17 protein-coding genes are annotated in these 18,392 nt (G+C 69.2%); 7 read left to right on the forward strand and 10 right to left on the reverse strand.

Going from position 1 to position 18,392, the window contains the following annotated elements:
• Window positions 1-5: 5 nt before the first annotated feature.
• On the reverse strand, window positions 6-647 hold the full coding sequence (locus DN824_RS09335; RefSeq protein ID WP_138408083.1) for an acetoacetate decarboxylase family protein: 642 nt from the start codon (window positions 645-647) through the stop codon (window positions 6-8).
• Window positions 648-917: 270 nt separating this feature from the next.
• Between DN824_RS09335 and DN824_RS09340 the strand changes: the two genes are divergently transcribed.
• The 5 genes from DN824_RS09340 to DN824_RS09360 all read left to right on the forward strand — a co-directional run bounded on the left by DN824_RS09340 (window position 918) and on the right by DN824_RS09360 (window position 5,568).
• On the forward strand, window positions 918-1,652 hold the full coding sequence (locus tag DN824_RS09340; protein WP_414718410.1) for a substrate-binding periplasmic protein: 735 nt from the start codon (window positions 918-920) through the stop codon (window positions 1,650-1,652).
• Window positions 1,653-2,996, forward strand: coding sequence for a GGDEF domain-containing protein (locus tag DN824_RS09345; protein WP_138408085.1), 1,344 nt, complete (start codon window positions 1,653-1,655; stop codon window positions 2,994-2,996). It begins immediately after the preceding gene.
• Between the two features lie 13 nt (window positions 2,997-3,009).
• Window positions 3,010-3,744 carry a substrate-binding periplasmic protein gene (locus tag DN824_RS09350; RefSeq protein WP_138408086.1) on the forward strand — a complete coding sequence of 245 codons (735 nt, stop codon included), beginning with the start codon at window positions 3,010-3,012 and terminating at the stop codon, window positions 3,742-3,744.
• 184 nt (window positions 3,745-3,928) lie between these two features.
• The gene (locus tag DN824_RS09355) at window positions 3,929-5,203 is read left to right on the forward strand and encodes a PQQ-dependent sugar dehydrogenase (RefSeq protein ID WP_138408087.1); all 1,275 of its coding nucleotides are present in this window, start codon (window positions 3,929-3,931) and stop codon (window positions 5,201-5,203) included.
• Window positions 5,203-5,568: a c-type cytochrome gene (locus DN824_RS09360; protein ID WP_241666682.1), complete on the forward strand. Its 366-nt coding sequence runs from the start codon at window positions 5,203-5,205 to the stop codon at window positions 5,566-5,568. The genes DN824_RS09355 and DN824_RS09360 overlap by 1 nt, the downstream gene beginning before the upstream one ends.
• 58 nt (window positions 5,569-5,626) lie before the next feature.
• Here DN824_RS09360 and DN824_RS09365 read toward each other — a convergent pair whose 3' ends face one another.
• A complete protein-coding gene (locus DN824_RS09365) occupies window positions 5,627-6,019 on the reverse strand; it encodes a DUF4168 domain-containing protein (RefSeq protein ID WP_138408089.1) in 393 nt (130 codons plus the stop codon).
• Window positions 6,020-6,171: 152 nt separating this feature from the next.
• On the opposite strand from DN824_RS09365, the gene DN824_RS09370 reads away from it, so the two are divergent.
• The gene (locus tag DN824_RS09370; protein WP_138408091.1) at window positions 6,172-7,659 is read left to right on the forward strand and encodes an ATP-binding protein; all 1,488 of its coding nucleotides are present in this window, start codon (window positions 6,172-6,174) and stop codon (window positions 7,657-7,659) included.
• Window positions 7,646-9,046 carry a sigma-54-dependent transcriptional regulator gene (locus tag DN824_RS09375; RefSeq protein ID WP_138408093.1) on the forward strand — a complete coding sequence of 467 codons (1,401 nt, stop codon included), beginning with the start codon at window positions 7,646-7,648 and terminating at the stop codon, window positions 9,044-9,046. Before DN824_RS09370 ends, DN824_RS09375 begins: the two co-directional genes overlap by 14 nt.
• Before the next feature lie 8 nt (window positions 9,047-9,054).
• Here the strand turns inward: DN824_RS09375 and DN824_RS09380 are convergent, their stop codons facing one another.
• From DN824_RS09380 to DN824_RS09415, 8 genes are all read right to left on the reverse strand, one after another.
• Window positions 9,055-11,403, reverse strand: a complete 2,349-nt coding sequence (locus tag DN824_RS09380; RefSeq protein ID WP_138408094.1) for a putative bifunctional diguanylate cyclase/phosphodiesterase — start codon at window positions 11,401-11,403, stop codon at window positions 9,055-9,057.
• Entirely contained in the window at window positions 11,390-12,463 is a 1,074-nt protein-coding gene (locus DN824_RS09385) for a polyamine ABC transporter substrate-binding protein (protein ID WP_138408096.1), read from the reverse strand. The genes DN824_RS09380 and DN824_RS09385 overlap by 14 nt, the downstream gene beginning before the upstream one ends.
• Window positions 12,464-12,697: 234 nt before the next feature.
• Complete coding sequence (locus tag DN824_RS09390) at window positions 12,698-13,264, reverse strand: antibiotic biosynthesis monooxygenase (protein ID WP_138408097.1); 567 nt, start codon at window positions 13,262-13,264, stop codon at window positions 12,698-12,700.
• 221 nt (window positions 13,265-13,485) lie between these two features.
• A complete protein-coding gene (locus DN824_RS09395; protein WP_241666683.1) occupies window positions 13,486-14,616 on the reverse strand; it encodes a PQQ-dependent sugar dehydrogenase in 1,131 nt (376 codons plus the stop codon).
• A gap of 8 nt (window positions 14,617-14,624) precedes the next feature.
• A complete protein-coding gene (locus tag DN824_RS09400; RefSeq protein WP_138408099.1) occupies window positions 14,625-15,068 on the reverse strand; it encodes a hypothetical protein in 444 nt (147 codons plus the stop codon).
• A 66-nt stretch (window positions 15,069-15,134) separates the two neighbouring features.
• Window positions 15,135-16,142: an ArsA family ATPase gene (locus DN824_RS09405; protein ID WP_138408100.1), complete on the reverse strand. Its 1,008-nt coding sequence runs from the start codon at window positions 16,140-16,142 to the stop codon at window positions 15,135-15,137.
• Complete coding sequence (locus tag DN824_RS09410) at window positions 16,133-16,396, reverse strand: cory-CC-star protein (RefSeq protein WP_138408102.1); 264 nt, start codon at window positions 16,394-16,396, stop codon at window positions 16,133-16,135. The genes DN824_RS09405 and DN824_RS09410 overlap by 10 nt, the downstream gene beginning before the upstream one ends.
• On the reverse strand, window positions 16,393-18,075 hold the full coding sequence (locus tag DN824_RS09415) for a carbon starvation CstA family protein (RefSeq protein WP_138408104.1): 1,683 nt from the start codon (window positions 18,073-18,075) through the stop codon (window positions 16,393-16,395). The genes DN824_RS09410 and DN824_RS09415 overlap by 4 nt, the downstream gene beginning before the upstream one ends.
• Window positions 18,076-18,392 lie beyond the last annotated feature (317 nt).

An 18,392-nucleotide genomic window follows, 5' to 3' on the forward strand; every position in this document is an offset into this window, starting at 1 on the left:
CGGGGCTAGATACCGAACGAGGCCTGCAGGTCGCGCACCCGCAGGCTGAACATCGGCGTTCTGCCGTGCAGGAAGGCCAGCGGGCCGGCGGCGGCGAAGTCCCAGCTGGCGCGGCCGGTGACCAGGCGCCCACGACCACGGCAGCGGGTGCGCAACAGGCCGCAATCGTTCTGCTGGATCACGAAGCCGCTGGCGCTCGGCTGCCCCGGCAGGCTCACGTTCGGGGCGAAGCTGACCGAGGCCACCGGCTGGCCATCGGTGCTCAGCCGGGCGGCGAAGCCCTTCGCGTCGGCATGCGGCTCGCCGACGAAGTCGCCCGGTTGCTTGGGAATGGACCACAGCTCGCGTCCGCCGGCGACCGAACGCTCGTCGTCGACCCAGATGTGGGTCACGGTGGCGGCGGGTGCCAGCATGCCATGGCCGCGAACCACTGCCGCGACGGCCAGTTCGTTGTAGGCCAGCGTGCCGCCCGGCAGATAGGTCGCCCAGATCGTCAGCACCAGCGCGGCGTCGCCCAGGGTGGCGTAGTCCAGCCCTTTCGGCGCCGGAGGCAGGTCCCGGGTCGGCACTCGCCAGGCCGACACGCAGGCGGTGCCGGTCAGGTGCCAGGGGGCGGGGGGAAAGCGGGTCTGGTCGTTCGTGTCCATGAAGCATGGACGCCGTCCGGCCCGGCAGGTTCCGGCGGGAGCGCTCCGGTCGTCCGCCTTCGCGGTCGGCGGACATGACCGCCTGTCGGCTGGCGGGCTTCGGCAAACGCCACCGCCGCGCCGGGCGCTGAAGTTCCTCCCCGCGCCGCCGACAGAACGTTGACTTGATCGATCTGACAATGATGGCACTATGCCTTCTGATTTCTCCGTAGTCCGGGCCGACCGCCCAGGGAGTCGCTTGTGAACATACCGCCCCGCTGCCGTGCGTGGCTGCTGCCCGTCCTGTTGTGGCTCGGGTGGGGCTGTGAGGTGCTTGCCGAGCCGGCGATCACGGTGGTCACCGAGGAGCTGCCGCCCTACAACATGACGGTGGATGGCCAGCTCACCGGCATGTCCACCGAGGTGGTCCGCGCGGTGCTGGAGGAGGCGGGTCTGGAAGGCCATTTCCAGTCGATGCCCTGGGCGCGCGCCTACGACATCGCGCTCAATTCCCCCAACGTGCTGATCTACTCGATCGCCCGCACGCCCAGGCGCGAGGCGCTGTTCAAATGGGTCGGCAGCCTGGCCGCGAGCGACTGGTACCTGTTCTCCCTGCCGGGTCGGCAGTTCGACCTCAAGAGCCTCGAGGACGCGCGCGGCTATCAGATCGCCACGGTCAAGCAGGACGTCGGCGAGCAGTACCTGATTTCCAGGGGGTTTCTCATCGGCCGCAACCTGCAGTCGAGCAACCGCTACGAGCACAACTACGAGAAGCTCAAGGCCGGCCGCGTCGATCTGTGGATCTCCAACGAGCTGAACGCCCACTACCTGGTGCGCCAGGCGACCGGCAACCCGGACGAGACCGCCGTGGCCCAGCTGGCGATCGACGACCTGGGCGGTGCCGACGGCCTGAACCTGGCGTTCAGCCGCGACACACCCGACGAGCTGGTCGAGCGTGTCCGCCAGGCCCTGGAGCGGGTCCGTGCCGACGGCCGCTACGACGCCATCGCGCGCAGGTGGCTCTAGATGGGACGCCCCGCGCCGCTGGACGGCGTCGTGACCTCCGCAGCTCCGATCAAGCAGTCGCTGGGTCGCCGCCTGGTGGTCGCCACGCTGGGGTTCTGCCTGCTGTTCACCCTGGTGGCCGTGGGCGTGCGCAGCTGGTTCGCCTGGCAAAACGAGCGGCATGCGATGGAGTCGGAACTCGCGCTGATCGACCAGGTGTTCAGCCGGACCCTGGCCAAGGCGATCTGGGAGATGGACAGCGAGGCCCTGTCGGAACAGCTCGACAGCGTGTCCAGGGCCGCGCCGGTCGGCCGGGTGGAGCTGCAACTGCCGCGCGCCGGCCGCACGAACGAGATCCTGATGCGTTCGCGCGGCCAGAGCCCGGCGACGCAGCGGGCGCCGACGTTCTCGCGCACGCTCGTCTACGAGCCTTATCCGGGGGCGCAGGAAGTCGTGGGGCAGCTCATCCTGGAGGGCAGCGAAAGCGTTCTCTGGGAGCGGCTCTACGGCCAGCTGATCGATATCGTCGTGACCCAGCTGATCCAGTCGTTGCTGCTGGCCGGGCTGATCATGTGGATGTTCTACCAGACCGTGACCCTGCATGTGCGGGTCATCGCCCGGCACCTGGCGCAGCTCTCGCCGGCGAACCTCGGCAAGCATCTGCGGCTGGAGCGCTCGGCCCGTCGCCAGGACGAACTGAGCCTGCTGGAGGCCGGCGTCAACCGGTTGCAGACCAAGCTCTCGACCTACCTGGAGCGCCAGCGCCAGGACGAACAGGACCTCGCCGCGCACCGCGACCGCCTCGCCGAGCTGGTGCAGGCGCGCACCGCGGAGCTCAGCGCCGCCAATGCCCGGCTCGAGGAACTCAGCCGCAGCGACCCCCTGACCGGGCTGGCCAACCGGCGGCAGTTCGACGAACTCAAGGACGTGGAGTTTCGCCGTGCCCAGCGGCTGAACCAGCCCCTGACGGTGCTGATGTGCGACGTCGATCACTTCAAGCGCTACAACGACAGCCACGGCCACGCCGCCGGCGATCGCTGCCTGCAGGTCGTGGCCGAAACGCTGTCGTCCACCTTCGGCCGCGCGGGCGAGCTGGTCGCGCGCCTGGGGGGCGAGGAGTTCGTGGTGCTCCTGCCGGGCTCCGATCAGGACTGCGCCAGGCGGGCGGCCGAACGCGTCCAGCAGCGGCTGGCCGAGCGGGCGCTGCCCCATGGCGACTCGCCGGTGGCGCCGCATGTGACGTTGAGCATCGGGCTGGCCGGGTTCGATGCCGAAACAATGGACCGTTTCGACCTTTTGCTGCACCGCGCCGACGAGGCCCTCTACCGGGCCAAGGCGCAGGGCCGCAACCGGGTCGCCGACTAGGATGACCACCCTCATGACCCGATCGCCGAAGCGCCTGCCTCTCGTCCTGTTGCTGCTCTGCCTGGCGCCCTGCGCCTGGGCCGAGCGTATCCAGGTGGTCACCGAAGACGGCTCCTTCGTCTACCTGCGCCAGGGCAAGGTGACAGGCCCCGCGACCGCCGTGGTCGAGGCGACCCTCGCGCGTGCCGGGCTGGACGACTACCGCATCGGCCTCTACCCCTGGGCGCGGGCCTACGACAGGGCGCTGCGCGAGCCCAACGTGCTGATCTACCTGATCGCCCGCACCGCCGAGCGCGAGGCGCTGTTCCACTGGGTCGGGGAAATCCTGCGGCTCGACTACCACCTGTACCGCCTGCCCGCGCGCGACGATATCGAGGTGGACGAGCTGGCCCAGGCCAAGCCTTACCGCATCGGCGTGCCGCGTGAAGACGTCCGCTACCGCTACCTGCACGACAGGGGGTTCGCCAAGCTGGTGGTGAGCGCCTCCAGCGCGGACAGCATCAGGCTCCTGCTCAACGGCCAGGTCGACCTGGTGCCGCTGTCGGAACAGGCGGTGGAGCTGTACTGCGAGGAGGCCGGGCTCGCCGGTGACTGCCTCGAGCGCGTCCTGACCCTCGACGCCACGACGGGCCTGTACATGGCCTACAGCCGGCAGACCGGCGAAGACGTGGTGCTGCGCACCCGCGCGGCCTTCGAGCAGCTGCAGGCCGAGGGCGTGGTCGCCGGCGCGATGTCACCGGCGCGGTAAACGCCGTTCGCTCAGCCGGCACGGCCGCTTCTGGCAAAGCGGCAGGCAGCCGCTACGCTCAGCAATACGAACCCGTATTACCCGAGGGCTGACGGCGCCCGTGGCCGCCGCTCGGGAGGCGCTTCGAAAACAACAACAACAAACGGCCATCCGCGAGGTGGCCACCCGCCGAGGTGAGTGCCCTATGAACTCCGTATCCCTGTCTCTTGGCGCCGCGCTGGCGTTGGCCGCCGGCCTCGTCGTCGCCCAGCAGCCCACCAGCGACGAAGCGCTCGAACGCATGCGTGCGATGAAGACCACCGGACAATCGCTCGACATGGAAACCGTGCCGCAGACCGGGCCGACCGCCGATGCGATCCGCGCCAATCTCGCGCGCGTCCGCCTGCCCGAAGGCTTCCGCATCGACCTCTATGCGGTGGTGCCCGGCGCCCGCCACATGGCGGTCGGGCCATCCAGCGGGGTGGTCTTCGTCGGTACCCGCAAGACCGACCTGTGGGCGGTGACCGACCGCACCAAGAACCGCACCGCCGATGAGGTCAAGCGCTTCGCCCCGGCGATCACCTTCACCCAGCCCGGCCCCTGCTTCAGTCCGGATGGCTTTCTCTTCGTCGCCGAGCACAACCGCGTGCTGGTGTTTCCCGCCGCCGAATTCTTCTACGAGGGGCCGGACGTGGCGGCCGACATCGTGGTGCCGACCGGCGAGCTGATCCCGCGCGAGGAGGAAAGCTACAACCACGGCGCGCGGGTGTGTGCCGTGGGGCCGGACAACAAGCTCACCGTCTCCCTCGGCCAGCCGCACAACGTGCAGCCGAAGGACAAGCGCGAACTCTACGAGCAGCACGGCATCGGCGGCATCGTGCGCATGGAGCGCGACGGCAGCGAGCGCGAGGTGTACGCCACCGGCGTGCGCAACTCGGTGGGCATCGCCTATCACCCGACGAGCAAGGAACTCTGGTTCACCGACAACCAGGTCGACGGCATGGGCGACGACATCCCGCCCGGCGAAATCAACCACGCGCCACGCGCCGGCATGCGCTTCGGCATGCCCTGGTTCGGCGGCGGCTCGACACGCACCACCGAATACGCCGACGAAACGCCGCCCGAGGGCCTGACCCCGCCGGTGGTGGAAACCGTGGCCCATGCGGCCGACATGGGCCTGACCTTCTACACCGGCAAGGCGTTTCCCGAGCAGTACCGGGGCGGGCTGTTCAGCGCCCAGCGGGGCAGCTGGAACCGCACCGTGCCCGCGGGCGCGCGGGTGATGTTCACGCCGTTCGCCGCCGACGGCAGCGGGCCCAGCGGCGAGACCATCCCCTTCGCCGAGGGCTGGCTGGACGAGGACACGGGCGAGTATTTCGGGCGCATCGTCGATGTGGCGCAGCTCAAGGATGGCTCACTGCTGGTCAGCGACGACACCGCCGGCGCCATCTACCGCATCTCCTACTCGGCGCCGAACTGATGGGCGCTTCCACCGCTCCGGGGGCGGGAGGTCGCGGGCTGCGCCGACTCGGCGTGCTGGTGCTGGTGCTGATGCTGACGGTCGTCGGCGGCCAGGTGCTGGCCGGCGACCGCTCGGCCGGCAAGGGCAAGGCGCGCGTATGCGTCGCCTGCCACGGCGTGGACGGGTTGAGCAGGATGCCCGATGCGCCGAACCTGGCTGGCAACTCCGAGCTCTACCTGCGTACCCAGTTGACCGCCTACCGCGCCGGCGAGCGGCAGCATCCGCAGATGAGCATCATCGCCAAGGGACTGAGCGACGAGGACATCGCCGACCTGGCGGCCTGGTATTCGGCGATCAAGGTGACCGTCGAGCTGCCCGACTGACCCGCACGAAAAAGCCCCGGCGAGGTTCGCCGGGGCTTTCGGTGATACGCCGCCGCTTTTACTGCAGCATCGCGATGACGCGGTTGCGCAGCTCCGGGTCGTTCTGGATGGCCGCGTTGATGGCGTTGTACTCGTCGACGCTCAGGTCATTGCTCTCGACGGTCTCCATCATCTTCTCGTTGGCCTCCTGCTGCAGCCGCTGGGCTTCGGCCGGGTCACCGGTCTTTTCCAGGCGGGCGGTGAAGTCCTCGCGGATCTGCATGATCTCGCCGAGCGAGTCGGCAAAGCTCTCCAGCTTGTCCTCGCTGATGTTGGCGGCCTGCATGGCGGGGGCTGGCTGGGCGGCCGGCGGCTGGGCGCCGCTGGTCTGGGCCGAGACCTGGGAGGCGCCCACGGCCATGAACAGGGCGAGCAGGCTGGCCGATGCGATACGGGTGGGGAGCATGGTCATCTGGATTCCTTCGGTTAGTGAAGTGACGACGGGACCGAAGCAGCTGCCGTGCCAGTTTCGCTCTATTCAGTTAACTCATTGAAATTAAAGGGTTTGTGTTCAAGGCGACAAGCGCCGTGGACCCCGTCCGGGTAATGCCGTATGGTGCCAATATGGCACATGTAGCAATCTGGCAAGGTCTTTCGGGCCTGCGCGGCGCCCTCGTTCTCAAGGTGGTCCTGCCCCTGGTGGCGATCATGATCGGCTTCAGCTCGCTGCTGTTGTGGACGGTCGAGCGCAACAGCGAGCGACGCCTCCAGGCGGAAGTGGAACTGGTGGCTCGGGCGGTGCGGCTGCCGCTGGCCGCGAGCCTGGAGAACGACCACGACGGCAGCCTGCAGCAGGTGCTCGAGTCGGTGCTGGGCGTCGGCCGCGTATACGGCGCCTACGTCTACGACCGTGACGGCAAGCTGGTCGCTTCCGCCGGGGCGGTGGAGCCCGACACGGACGAGGCCGCCATCCAGGAGCTGACGGCCGACGGCAAGCGCACCGGCAGCTACCAGCGGATTCGCGGGCACGAGGTCTATTCCTATTTCGTACCGCTCGAGCAGAGCGGCGGGCAGATCAACGGCATGCTCCAGGTCACCCGCCGCTGGGGCGACTTCGAGCGCGACATCCGCCGGTTGCGCCTGGGGGCGGCGGGCCTGACCGGCCTGTTCGCCGGGGTGGTGGTCGCGGTGATCCTGCTCGGCCACTGGGCGGCGATCGGCAGGCACCTGCAGCAGCTGACCCTGAGCATGGCCCGGGTGGGGCGTGGCGAGCGCTCCCACCGTGTGCCGCCGGCCGGGCCTGCGGAGCTGGTGGTGCTCGGCCGGGCCCTGAACGGCATGCTCGACGGCATCGCCGAGGCCGAACGGCGGATGGACGAGCAGAAGACCCGCGAGCTGGAGCTGGAAGCGCAGCTGCAACGCAGCCAGCAGCTGGCGGCGGTCGGCCGGCTGGCCGCCGGCGTTGCGCACGAGCTGGGCAGCCCCTTGAGCGTGATCGACGGCAAGGCGCAGCGCGTCCTGCGCGACGAGCGCCTGGGCGAGCCCCAGCGCCGTGGTCTGCTGCAGATACGCGCCCAGGTGCAGCGGTTGAGCGACATCGTGCGGCAGCTGCTGGATTTCGGCCGCGCCGCCGGCCGTCCGCTGCGGCGCATGCCGGCCGAGGTGCTGGTGCATTCGGCGGCCGCGGCGGTCGCCGACGAGCTGGCGGCGCTGCAGGTGACGCTGGCGCTGCAGGGGCCGGGCGAGTCGCTGCAGTGCCGGGTCGATCCGCCGCGCTTCGAGCAGGCGCTGACCAACCTGTTGCGCAACGCCGCCCAGGCGAGCCCCGGCGGGCAGGTCCTGCTGCGCTGGTGGCGCGACGGCGAGCAGCTGGTGCTGCAGGTCGAGGACGACGGGCCGGGTGTGGACGAGGCGCACCGCGGCACCCTGTTCGAACCCTTTTTCACCACCAAGCCGGTCGGCGAGGGCAGTGGCCTGGGGCTGGCCGTCGCCCATGGGGTGGTTGCCGAAAGCGGCGGGCGCATCGAACTGGTCACCGGCCAGCTGCCCGGCGCGGCCTTTCGGATAACCCTGGCGCTGGCCGCAGAGGAGCTTGACGATGCAGAAGGATGAGACGACGCCCGAGCGGGTGCTGGTGGTCGAGGACGACCAGGACCTGCGCCAGCTGCTGGTCGAGGAGCTGGAAGACCGTGGCCTGCAGGTGCGCCCGGTGGCCAGCGCCGAGCAGGCGTTGCCGTTGCTCGAAAGCTGGGAGCCGGACCTGGTGGTCAGCGACCTGCGCCTCCCCGGTGCCGACGGCATGGCCCTGCTCAGGCGGGTGCGCGGGATGCAGGCGGCGCCGGCGTTCCTGGTGGTGACCGCCTTCGGCAGCATCCAGCAGGCGGTGGCCGCGCTGAAGGAGGGCGCCGACGAGTTCCTCACCAAGCCGCTGGATCTCGACCACCTGGGCCTTGCGGTTGCGCGTGCGCTGGAAACGCGCCGGCTGCGCGGCGAGGTGCGGCGCTTCCGGCAGCTGCTCAGCGACGACCGCTTCCACGGCATGCTCGGGCGCAGCCGGGTGATGCGCAGCCTGTTCGACCAGATCCGCCAGCTGGCGCGGGCCGCAGGGCCGGTGCTGGTGATCGGCGAGAGCGGCACCGGCAAGGAGCTGGTGGCGCGCGCCATCCATGCCGAAAGCGACCGGGCGCAGCGGCCGTTCCTGGCGATCAACTGCGCGGGGCTGCCGGCCGAGCTGCTCGAAAGCGAGTTCTTCGGCCATGTCGCCGGTGCCTTCACCGGTGCCAGCCGCGCCCACAAGGGCCTGTTCCAGCAGGCCGACGGCGGCACCCTGTTCCTCGACGAGATCGGCGAGATGCCCATGCCCCTGCAGGCCAAGCTGTTGCGGGTGCTGCAGGAAGGCACCATCCGCCCGGTGGGCGCCGAGCGCGAACTCAGCGTGGACGTGCGGATCATCGCCGCCAGCAACCGTGCGCTGGAAACCGAGGCCGGGCGCGAATCCTTCCGCGAGGACCTGTTCTTCCGCCTGGAGACCTTCCTGCTGCAGGTGCCGCCGCTGCGCGAGCGCGAAGACGACCGCGAGCTGCTGGCCGCCGGCTTCGTCGCGCATTTCGCCGCGCGTGACGGCCGGCCGGTACGCGGGCTGTCCCGCGCGGCGCTCGAACAGCTGCAGCGCTATCCGTTTCCCGGCAACGTGCGCGAGCTGCAGAACGCCATGGAGCGGGCGGTGACCTTCTGCCATGGCCGCACCCTGGAACTCGAACACCTGCCCGCGCGGATCGCCGGCTACAAGGAAGAAGCGGCCTCGGGCGCCGCCGAGGAACGGCTGGGGCAGTTGATCGACGGCCCCCTGCTGCCGACCCTGGAGGAGCTGGAGATGCGCTACATCCGCCATGTCCTGGCCCTGGCGGAGGGCAACAAGCGCCGCGCGGCGGCCCTGCTCGGCATCGGCCGTCGCACCCTCTACCGGCGGCTCGGGGAGCAGGAGCAGGACGACGCCTGACCCGCCCGCTAACCCCCGGCGCGCTGCGCCGCGGGGCGCTCCCGGTATGGGCGTGCGGACCATTCGGCCAGCTCGTCCAGCGGCCGGGGCGGTGAAATCAGGTAGCCCTGCAGCAGGTCGCAGCCGGCACCGAGCAGCGCCGCCTGTGTGGACAGGCTGTCCACGCCCTCGGCGGTGACCCGCTTGCCCTGGGCCTTGCAGAAGGCGACGATCGCTGCCAGGCCTTCGTGCAGTTGCGGCTGGGCCAGACGCCGGACGATCGCCATGTCCAGCTTGATGGTGTCGGCGGGGTATTCGAGCATCTGCTGGATCGAGGTGTAGCCGACGCCGAAGTCGTCGATGGCCACCCGGAAGCCGGCGGCGCGAATCGCCAGCACCACGTCCATGGTGCAGCTGCTGAGCTCGGCGGCGTAGGTCTCGGTCAGTTCGATCTCGATGCGCTCCGGCGCGATGCCGTGATGACGGGCGCGCTCGATCAGGCAATCGCAGATGCGCCGGTCGCTGAGCTGCGCCGACGACACGTTGATCGCCAGCACCACGTCTTCGCCGAACAGCCTGGCCAGCTCGGCGTAGCTGCCCATGGCGCGGTCCACCACCCAGTCGTCGATCTTGGCGAACAGGCCGGCGCGCTCGGCGATCGGGATGAACTCGGCGGGCGACACGACGCCCAGCACCGGCGAGTGCCAGCGCAGAAGGGCCTCGCAGGCCGACACGCGCCCCTGGCCGTCGACCGCCGGCATGAAGGCCAGCGCCAGCTCACGGTCGCCGTCGAGCTGGCGCAGTTGTTCCTCGATCGCGCGGATGCGCTCGTCACGCAGCTCCAGCTGGGCGGAGAAGGGCACCGCGACGTTCTTGCCTTCGGCCTTGGCCTGGTACATGGCGGTGTCGGCACGGGTCAGCAACTGGGTGATCGAGCCGGCGTCTTCCGGATAGCGCGCGGTACCGATGCTCACGCTCACCGGGTAGGTACGCCCGTCGAGCCTGAATCCGCCGCGCGAGAGGCCGAGCAGCGCACCGGTCAACTCCGGCAGCGTGTCGTCGTCCTGGACCGGCGCCTTGAGCAGGATGGCGAACTCGTCCCCCGACAGCCGCGCGAAGCTGGTTTCGGTGCCCGGATGCTGGCGCTGGTGCAGCCGCAGCACATCGCCCACCCGCGCGGCGAAGGCCTTGAGCAGGGCGTCGCCGGCCTCGTGGCCGTGCTGGTCGTTGACCTGCTTGAAGTTGTCCAGGTCCATGAACAGCAGTGCCAGCTGCCCGCCGTGGAGGCTGCACTGCTCGAACATCGCGGTGGCGAGCACGCCGAAGTGGGCGCGGTTGCTGATGCGCGTGAGGGTGTCGGTCCAGGAGATCTCCTGGATGCGTTGCAGCGCCGCGGCGTTGCGGTCGTGCAGGGTCTTCATGTTGACGGTCAGGCGGCCGATCTCGCCGCCTTCGCTCGGCTCGTCGAGCCCGTCTCGACGGTGCAGCAGCAGGTCGGTGAGCTGGCTGTCCAGGCGAGAGATCGGCGCGGTGACGTAGCGGCGGATCAGCCACAGCAGCAGGCCGATCGAGGCCAGGCACACCAGCGCGCTGCCGAACAGGAAGGCCAGGCGCAGCCGTTGCAGGCGCTCGGCGAGGTAGTCGGGGCTGGGCACCAGACGCGCCTGCAGCGAGCGCGTCAGCCCGACCTCGGCGCTGAGTTCGGCGCGGCGCGACTCGAAGCGGTTGGCGATCTCCAGGGCCGCGCCATACTCCGCTTCGAGGCGTTGCTTGAGGGTCACGAAACGGTCCGGGCGCACCGCCAGCTGCAGGGCGAAGGCCTCCCGGCGCTGGCTCGGCAGGGGCCTGCTGGAGGAGGCCGGCAGGATGAAGTCGGTGTGCAGGACCAGCGGACCGCCGTGTGCCTCGTCCAGGTAGATCAGCTCGCCGTTGACGGGTGACCGGCGTGCCTCGGCGATCACCCGCTGCTGGGCGGCGTCGAGGGTGGCGAACGGCGAGAGGCTGCTTTCGAAGTAGTAGGCCGGTTGGCCGTCGGGCTGCACGATGGCGAACGACACGAACGACAGCGTGGTGTTGGACAGCGAGCGGATGCTCTGCTGGATGCGCAGCCCCAGGGTCTCGTTGCGGTAGCCGGTATCGGATTCGCGCAGGAACAGCAGCAGGGATTCGCTGTTGCTGATGGCGTACAGCATGCTGCGGTTGAACGCCTGGTAGTCGGAAAACGCCGACTTGAGCGCCGACAGCTGCTGGTCCAGGCGCGCCTGCTCCAGGCCCACCAGTGAGGCGCGCTGGGTCAGGTAGGCGGCACTGGCCGCCAGCAGCTGGACGATCAGGATGACCGGGAAGATCACCAGCAGGGCGCGTTTACCGAGTGTCATGGGCATTGATCAGGGCGCTGATGATACGGCGGCGTGTCTGGGTGGATTCCAGCGGACGCGCTTCGTAGACCTGGCTGCGTTGCAGCACCGATGCGGGCGGATAGATGGAACGGTCCTCGCGCACCGATGCGGGCAGTAGCGGGAGCGCCGCGTCGTTGGGCGTCGCGACACCCAGGGCCTCGGCATTGAGGGCCGCGATGTCCGGCTCGCCGAGAAAGGCCAGGAAGCGGTAGGCCAGTTCCTTGTTGGGCGTGCGCGATGGGACCGAGAAGCAGTCGGTCCACAGCAGCGTGCCTTCCTTCGGGACGACGTACTGCCAGGGCGTGCCTTCGACGCCTTCCACCTCGTTGAGCGCATGCTGGTCGCCACTGAAGGCCAGGGCCATGTCGGCGTGCTCCAGATACCGCTGCGCCTTGAGCGAGGTGATGGCGTATTCGTAGCTGAGCACCGCCGGTGCCTGCGCCCGGAGCATCTCGAAGGCCGCCTTGAGGGCGTCGTTGTCGGTGGTGTTGATGGAGTGGCCCAGGTAGATCAGGGGCGCTGCGAGGATGTCTTCGTGGTCCGCGATCATGATCACGTGGGGCGTGGCCAGCGTCGGCCGTAGCAGATCGGCCCAGGAGTCGGGCGCGACGGCGATGCGGTCGGCGCGATAGGCGATCCCCAGGGTGCCCCACAGGTAGGAAACGCTGTAGGGGCCGCATCGTTCGCGCCAGCTCGCCCCGATGTGGTCGAGGTTGGGGAGGTTCTTCTCGCTGATGGGGTCGAGCACGCCGCGCGCGCCGAAGCGCTCGGAGCTGACCCGCTCGGTGAGCACCAGGTCGATGTCGTGGTCGGGCCTGGCGAGGATCTCGTCGCGCTTGTCGCCGGTGTCGAAGTAGATCTGCTCGATCGCGACGCCGGTCCTGGCATGCCAGCGCTCGATCACCTCCGGGCTGAGGTAGTCCTCCCAGGTGAGCAGAGTCAGGTGCTGGGGCGCGGCCATCGACAACGGCGCGCCTGTCAGAAGCACGGCCGCGCAGGCATGGCCCAGCGCGCGGGGCGAGAAGCGTATGGGAGTCATCGAAAGTCCGAGCGGGGCGGCGCCGCCGTCGCGATCCGGTGGTGGATCGATCCGGGAGTGCGGCTACCGTTGATGCCAGTGAATATGGGCGCGAGATTCCTATCGGCCGGCCATCACTGCGCTTGAATACCGTGCGTCACCCGGGCGGGTGAGGGGTATGGCGCAGCGATGGCACTTTAGTGGCGCCAACGGGACGGCAGCAATGTTTTTCTCGCCGCGCAGGCGCCTGGCCGATCAGCGGAGCGGCGCCGGATGGCTGCGCTCCCGGGGTCTCGGTTGCGCCTGCAGCCAGGGCGCGAGCAGGCGGGTGGACAGGGGGATGAAGAGGTAGGTCATCAGCGGGGTCAGCGCCAGCGTGGTGACCAGGATGCGCGCCACCAGCGACAGATCGCTCAGCGCACCGCCGAACAGCAGGTTGAACAGCAGCGAGACGGGAAAGAACGCCAGCCAGATCGCCACGCTCTGCTTCCAGCGCGGCGGCCGTACGTCGCCCGAGCCGAACCAGGCGTCGAGGCCGCGGGCGCGGTGCTCGTGGGGTTGGGCGAACAGGCCATCGCCGCGTTGCAGCCAGGCGCGGCGGGAGGCCGAATGCTCCCAGGCGTCCATGGTCCGCTCGTCGCTGAAGCGAAACACCATCTGGAATTCGTCGTCGCCGGGCGGCGGCGCCAGCACGCCCGAGCCGAGGTAGCCGGGAAAGTCGGCGGCCAGCTGTTCGCCTTCGTGCAGCCAGGCGAGGAAGTCGTGGTATCGGCCGTCGCGTACGCGACGAGCCACCATGAGGGTGACGGGTTCGGTAGACATCGTGTATCTCCAGGGCATCTGGCCGGTGGTCCGGGTAGGACGTTCGGCATCACGCAGCGCCGGGGTGGTGGGCTGCGGTCAATGTCACGCAAGGATCGTTCCGTCTCCGTCAGACCACGCCAGACCCCGCAAGGTCGGCGCATCGGCGAAAACGTCGACGCACTATACGGATAATCGCTGCACTGGAAAGAGCCGTTCGCACCGGTTTGGTACGACCGGCCTCACTCGCTCTCGGGCTGCTCGGCGGGGGTGACCTTCAGCAGGCGGCCTTCGGCGCTGTCGGTGAGCAGGTAGAGCGCGCCGTCCGGGCCTACGCGGACGTCGCGGATGCGCTCGCCGAGTTCCTCGAACAACGCTTCCTGCTCCACCACCTCGCCGTCGGCCAGGCGTACCCGGCGCACCTGCTTGGCCGCCAGCGCGGCGCTGAACAGGTCGCCCTGCCACTCGGGGAACAGCGTGCCGTCGTAGATCGCCAGGGCGCTCGGCGCGATGGACGGCGTCCAGTGCAGCAGGGGCGGTTCGGTGTCCGGCAGGTTCTGGTAGGGGGTGATCTGGGCGCCGGTGTAGTCGACGCCGAAGCTCACCAGTGGCCAGCCATAGTTGCGCCCGGCCTGGATCAGGTTGATCTCGTCGCCGCCGCGGGGGCCGTGCTCGTTGATGTACAGGCGCTGGTTCTGGCGGTCGTAGGCGATGCCCTGGACGTTGCGGTGCCCGTAGCTGTAGACCTCGTTGGCCATGCCGGTGCGGCCGTAGAAGGGGTTGTCCTCGGGGGCGGTTCCTTCGCGGGTCAGGCGCACCAGCTTGCCCAGGTGGTTGTCCAGGTTCTGCGCTTCTTCGCGGTAGTCGAAACCGTCGCCCAGGGTCAGGACCAGCGTCTTGTCCGGCAGGAAGGCGATGCGTCCGCCGAAGTGGGAACCGCCGGCCTTGGCCGGATGGGCGCTGAACAGCGTCTGCACGTCCTCCAGGCGACCATCCACCAGCGTGCCGCGGGCCAGGCGGGTGTTGTTGGCCTGTTCGCGGCCATAGGCGTAGGTCAGGTAGACCCAGGAGGTCCTGTCGAATTCCGGGTCCAGCGCGACGTCCATCAGCCCGGCCTGGACATCCTGGTAGCCGCTGGGCGCGCCGGGAACCGGTTCGGCCTGCAGGGTGCCGTCCGCCTCGATCAGCCGCAGCCGGCCGACGCGCTCGGTGACCAGCATCTGGCCGTCCGGCAGGAAGGCCAGGGACCAGGGGTACTGCAGCCCCTCGGTCAGGGTTTCGATCCGGTAGTCGGCGGCGTGGGCCGATCCGCCGGCGAGCAGGGCGGTGGCGCAGAGCAGCGAGGCCAGGCGGCGCGAGCGGAACATCGGCATGGAAACTCTCATGGTCGGGGTCGCAGCAGGGTCGCGAACAGCAGGCCACCGAAGGCACCGCTGAGCATCATCGCGGCGGTGCCGGACGGCGTGCGGGTGGCGGCGATCAGGGTCGGCATCGGGGCGAAGGCGTCGGCGATCTGAAACGCCACGAGCAGGCCGACGCCGCCGGCGAGGAAGTACACCGGCAGGCGCCAGACCGGCAGGAAGCGCGAGACGAGCGCGGCGATCGGCAATGCGCACAGCAGGGTCACACCGACGATGGCGGCATAGGCCGGCGAGAAGCCGAGCAGGTCGTTGCCGGTGGCGCGCATCCGCACCGGCAGGCTGATCTGGGCGCCGAGCGTCTGCAGCGCCGCCAGGTTGAACTGGGTCTGGGTGATCGAGCCGATTGCCGTGGCGAAGGCCACGGCCAGGGCAAAGGTCAGGATGATGCGCAGCTTGGCAATCATGCTTGGGTTCCTGGGCTGTCCCGCGGGATTATCCAACGCAAGGCGAGCGCTGGCTCGCCAAGTCTTTTACGTGATTTGTCTTGCAGTGCCCAGCCGCCGCGCGAAAGCGTCCAGCGCGGCTTCGCCCTGGATGTCCTCGGCGAGCAGCGGCAACTGCTCGATGGGCAGTTCGGGCAGCGCCTGGCGCAGCTGATCCAGATAGCGCTCCTCCTGGGCATGGCGTTCGGCGAGAAACGCCCCGGCATCGGCCGGAGAACGCTTGTTCACCACCAGCCCGGCCACCCCGACGTCGGCGCGCGCCAGCTGGGCATGCAGCTCGATGGTTTCCAGGACCGGCAGCCGTTCGGCCGCCAGCACGATGACGAAGGCACAGCGCGTGCGGTCGGCGATCACCTCGCGCAGCTGGGCGAAGCGCTCGCGACGCCGGTTGAGCAGCTGGCGGACCCGCTGTTCGCGGTCCTCGCCCGAGTCGGTCCGCTCACGGCCGATCAGCGACTCGCCGAAGCTGCGGTCGTCCTGGCCGAGGTTGCGCAGGGCGATGCCGAAACGGGCGCCGCGCGCCTGCCGGCGCAGCAGCCCGTCGGTCCAGGCGGTCATCATTTCCGGCAGTGCCATCAGGCGCGAGGTATGCCCGGACGGCGCGGTATCGAAGACCACCAGGTCGTAGTCCGCGAGCCCCTGGGCGACGGTCTCGGCGATGCGTTCGAGCAGGGCCGCCTCGTGCATCCCCGGCGCATCGCGCGACAGCGCCATGTGCTTGTCCACCTCGCCGGCCAGGTGCGCGGGCATCAGCTTGCGCAAGGCGGCGCCGACTTCGTTCAGGTGGGCCTCGACGGTTTCCTGCGGGTCCAGCTCCAGGCCGTCCAGCCCGGCGGCCAGGCGCACCTTGCGGGCGCCCACCGGGCGGTTCCACAGATGGCCGAGGTTGTGCGCCGGGTCGGTCGACACCAGCAGCACGCGGCGCCCGGCGCGGGCCTGGGCCAGAGCGGTGGCGGCGGCGACGGTGGTCTTGCCGACGCCGCCCTTGCCGCCGATGAACAGGACCCGGCAGTTCTCAGCCAGCGCTAGCAGCATCCGATATGGTCCAGTGGCGAGTGTTCCATGCCCATGCGCAGGTGCCAGTCATGGAAGCGTTCGTAGAGTTCCGGCATCAGCTCCAAGGTGTACCAGGCGGCCGGGTTGGGCACGCCGAGCGACTCGGCGAACACCAGCAGCATGAACAGGTCGTCCTCGTCGCGCCGCGCACGGGCGAAGGTCCGCCGGTAGGGCGCGACGTAGAACTCCCTGAGGCCGTCCGAGAGCCGTTCGAACAAAGGTCTCGGCGTCACGGCAGCGGCTCGTCGGTGGTCATCTCGGCGGCCGGGTCGCGCCCCTTGCGCATGGCGATGATGGCTTCCAGGGTGACCCACAGGGCGGCGATCAGGATCACTACGTCCATGCCCAGCAGCAGCCAGTTCTCGGCGCGGTAGAACTGGCCCATCTGCACCAGCAGCGCGTAGATCGACATGGCCAGCAGGAATATCAGCGGCACCAGGGTGTAGAGCGCCGGGCGGCCCTGCTTGATCAGCAGCACGGTGATGATGGACAGCGTCAGGCCCGCCAGCAGCTGGTTGGTGGTGCCGAACAGCGGCCAGATCGCCATGCCGCCGCTGCCTTCGGAGCCGGCGCCGAAGGCCAGCGCCATGCACACGCCGACGGCGATCAGCGTGCCGACCACGGTGTTCACCTTCATGCCCGCCAGCTCGCCGGCCTCCTGGATGACGAAGCGCTGCAGGCGCAGGCCGGTGTCCATGGTGGTGCCGGCGAAGAGAATCGCCATCACCGCCAGGATGGTCGCGCCCAGCTCCGCCGGCAGGCCCAGGCCGTTGGCGAGCAGGGTGCCGCCGCCCTGGACGAAGGCATTCACGCCGCCCTGGCCGAAGGCGGTGTAGACCTGTTGCCAGTCGAGCAGGGTGGCGAAGCCGGCGGTGCAGCAGATGATCGCCGCGAGCGAGAGCATGCCTTCGCCCACCGCGCCGAAGTAGCCGACGAAGCGGGCGTCGGTTTCCTTGTCCAGCTGCTTGGAGGTGGTGCCGGAGGCGACCAGGCCGTGGAAGCCGGAGATCGCGCCGCAGGCGATGGTGACGAACAGCAGCGGCACGATGCTCGGGCTGTCGGCCGGCAGGTCGACGTTATAGGCCGGCGCAACCAGCTCCGGCGCGCCGAACAGCACCGCCAGGTAGAGCAGGCCGAGGCCGACGAACAGCTGCAGCCCATTGATGTAGTCGCGCGGCTGCAGGAGCACCCACACCGGCAGCAGCGAGGCGATGGCCGCATAGGTGAACAGCAGGAGAATCCAGAACGACTTGGCGCTCAGGCCCAGCACGGTGTCCGGCAGGCTGATCGGGTAGGCACTGCCCAGCAGGATCAGCAGGTAGAGCACGATCACGCCGCCCACCGAGGGCCAGAGCAGCTTCACGTTGTAGCGGTAGATCAGCTGGCCGATCACCAGCGCGACGATGATCGCGCCCCACACCGGAATCACCGAGGTCGGGGTGGACACCAGCAGGTTGGAGATCACCGCCGCGAAGGCGCCATTGACCATCAGCAGCACGAGGAAGATCACCACCAGGAACAGGCTGCGTCCGCGCGAGCCGATCAGCCGGCCGCTGAGCATGCCCACCGACTGGCCCCGGTTGCGGGCGCTGGCCCAGAGCGCGCCGAAGTCGTGGATGCCGGCGAAGAAGATGGTGCCCAGCACCACCCACAGAAAGGCCGGGACCCAGCCCCAGATCACCGCGATGGCGGGGCCGACGATGGGCGCCGCGCCCGCCACCGAAGTGAAGTGATGACCCCAGAGGACGAACTTGTTGGTCGGTACGTAATCCACGCCGTCGCGCAGGGTGTGCGCCGGCGTCTTGTAGTTGGGGTCGAGCCTGTAGATCTTTTCGGCGATGAACTTCGAATAGAACAGGTAGCCGAGCGACATCGCCGACAGACCGACGATCATCAATAGAATCGAACTCATTGAAGCTCCCTCACGCGCGTGCCGACAACGGGTTGCGCAGGCGTGGGCACTGGCCCGCAACGGGCCGCCTGATACAGGCCGTGCATTGTTGTGGTTGAGGATCGGGGCGGGTCGCCTGCTTGCGCTCTGCCATCACGTCCGACGCTAAGGACAATTCCCGGGGGCGACGGTTCATCACCGTGCCGAATGGAGCCTGATAATGCACCGTTCTGGTGCGTTTCAGGGTGGGGCTTGTGCCAGGCACGCTCATGATGTGTCGGAGTGTTTCACTGGCGAGCGAGGCGGCGCAGGCGCATGATGGCCTCGTGCCTGCACCG

It is taken from the genome of Stutzerimonas nosocomialis (assembly GCF_005876855.1).
Lineage (GTDB): Bacteria > Pseudomonadota > Gammaproteobacteria > Pseudomonadales > Pseudomonadaceae > Stutzerimonas > Stutzerimonas nosocomialis.

Bases quoted from the DNA above. Each gene is read 5' to 3' on its own strand.
- DN824_RS09350 (WP_138408086.1), top strand. From the start codon at position 3,010: ATGACCCGATCGCCGAAGCGCCTGCCTCTCGTCCTGTTGCTGCTCTGC.
- DN824_RS09370 (WP_138408091.1), top strand. From the start codon at position 6,172: ATGGCACATGTAGCAATCTGGCAAGGTCTTTCGGGCCTGCGCGGCGCC.
- DN824_RS09375 (WP_138408093.1), top strand. From the start codon at position 7,646: ATGCAGAAGGATGAGACGACGCCCGAGCGGGTGCTGGTGGTCGAGGAC.
- DN824_RS09385 (WP_138408096.1), bottom strand. From the start codon at position 12,463: ATGACTCCCATACGCTTCTCGCCCCGCGCGCTGGGCCATGCCTGCGCG.
- DN824_RS09415 (WP_138408104.1), bottom strand. From the start codon at position 18,075: ATGAGTTCGATTCTATTGATGATCGTCGGTCTGTCGGCGATGTCGCTC.
- DN824_RS09345 (WP_138408085.1), top strand. From the start codon at position 1,653: ATGGGACGCCCCGCGCCGCTGGACGGCGTCGTGACCTCCGCAGCTCCG.
- DN824_RS09380 (WP_138408094.1), bottom strand. From the start codon at position 11,403: ATGACACTCGGTAAACGCGCCCTGCTGGTGATCTTCCCGGTCATCCTG.
- DN824_RS09365 (WP_138408089.1), bottom strand. From the start codon at position 6,019: ATGACCATGCTCCCCACCCGTATCGCATCGGCCAGCCTGCTCGCCCTG.
- DN824_RS09360 (WP_241666682.1), top strand. From the start codon at position 5,203: ATGGGCGCTTCCACCGCTCCGGGGGCGGGAGGTCGCGGGCTGCGCCGA.
- DN824_RS09400 (WP_138408099.1), bottom strand. From the start codon at position 15,068: ATGATTGCCAAGCTGCGCATCATCCTGACCTTTGCCCTGGCCGTGGCC.
- DN824_RS09395 (WP_241666683.1), bottom strand. From the start codon at position 14,616: ATGCCGATGTTCCGCTCGCGCCGCCTGGCCTCGCTGCTCTGCGCCACC.
- DN824_RS09335 (WP_138408083.1), bottom strand. From the start codon at position 647: ATGGACACGAACGACCAGACCCGCTTTCCCCCCGCCCCCTGGCACCTG.
- DN824_RS09405 (WP_138408100.1), bottom strand. From the start codon at position 16,142: ATGCTGCTAGCGCTGGCTGAGAACTGCCGGGTCCTGTTCATCGGCGGC.
- DN824_RS09390 (WP_138408097.1), bottom strand. From the start codon at position 13,264: ATGTCTACCGAACCCGTCACCCTCATGGTGGCTCGTCGCGTACGCGAC.
- DN824_RS09355 (WP_138408087.1), top strand. From the start codon at position 3,929: ATGAACTCCGTATCCCTGTCTCTTGGCGCCGCGCTGGCGTTGGCCGCC.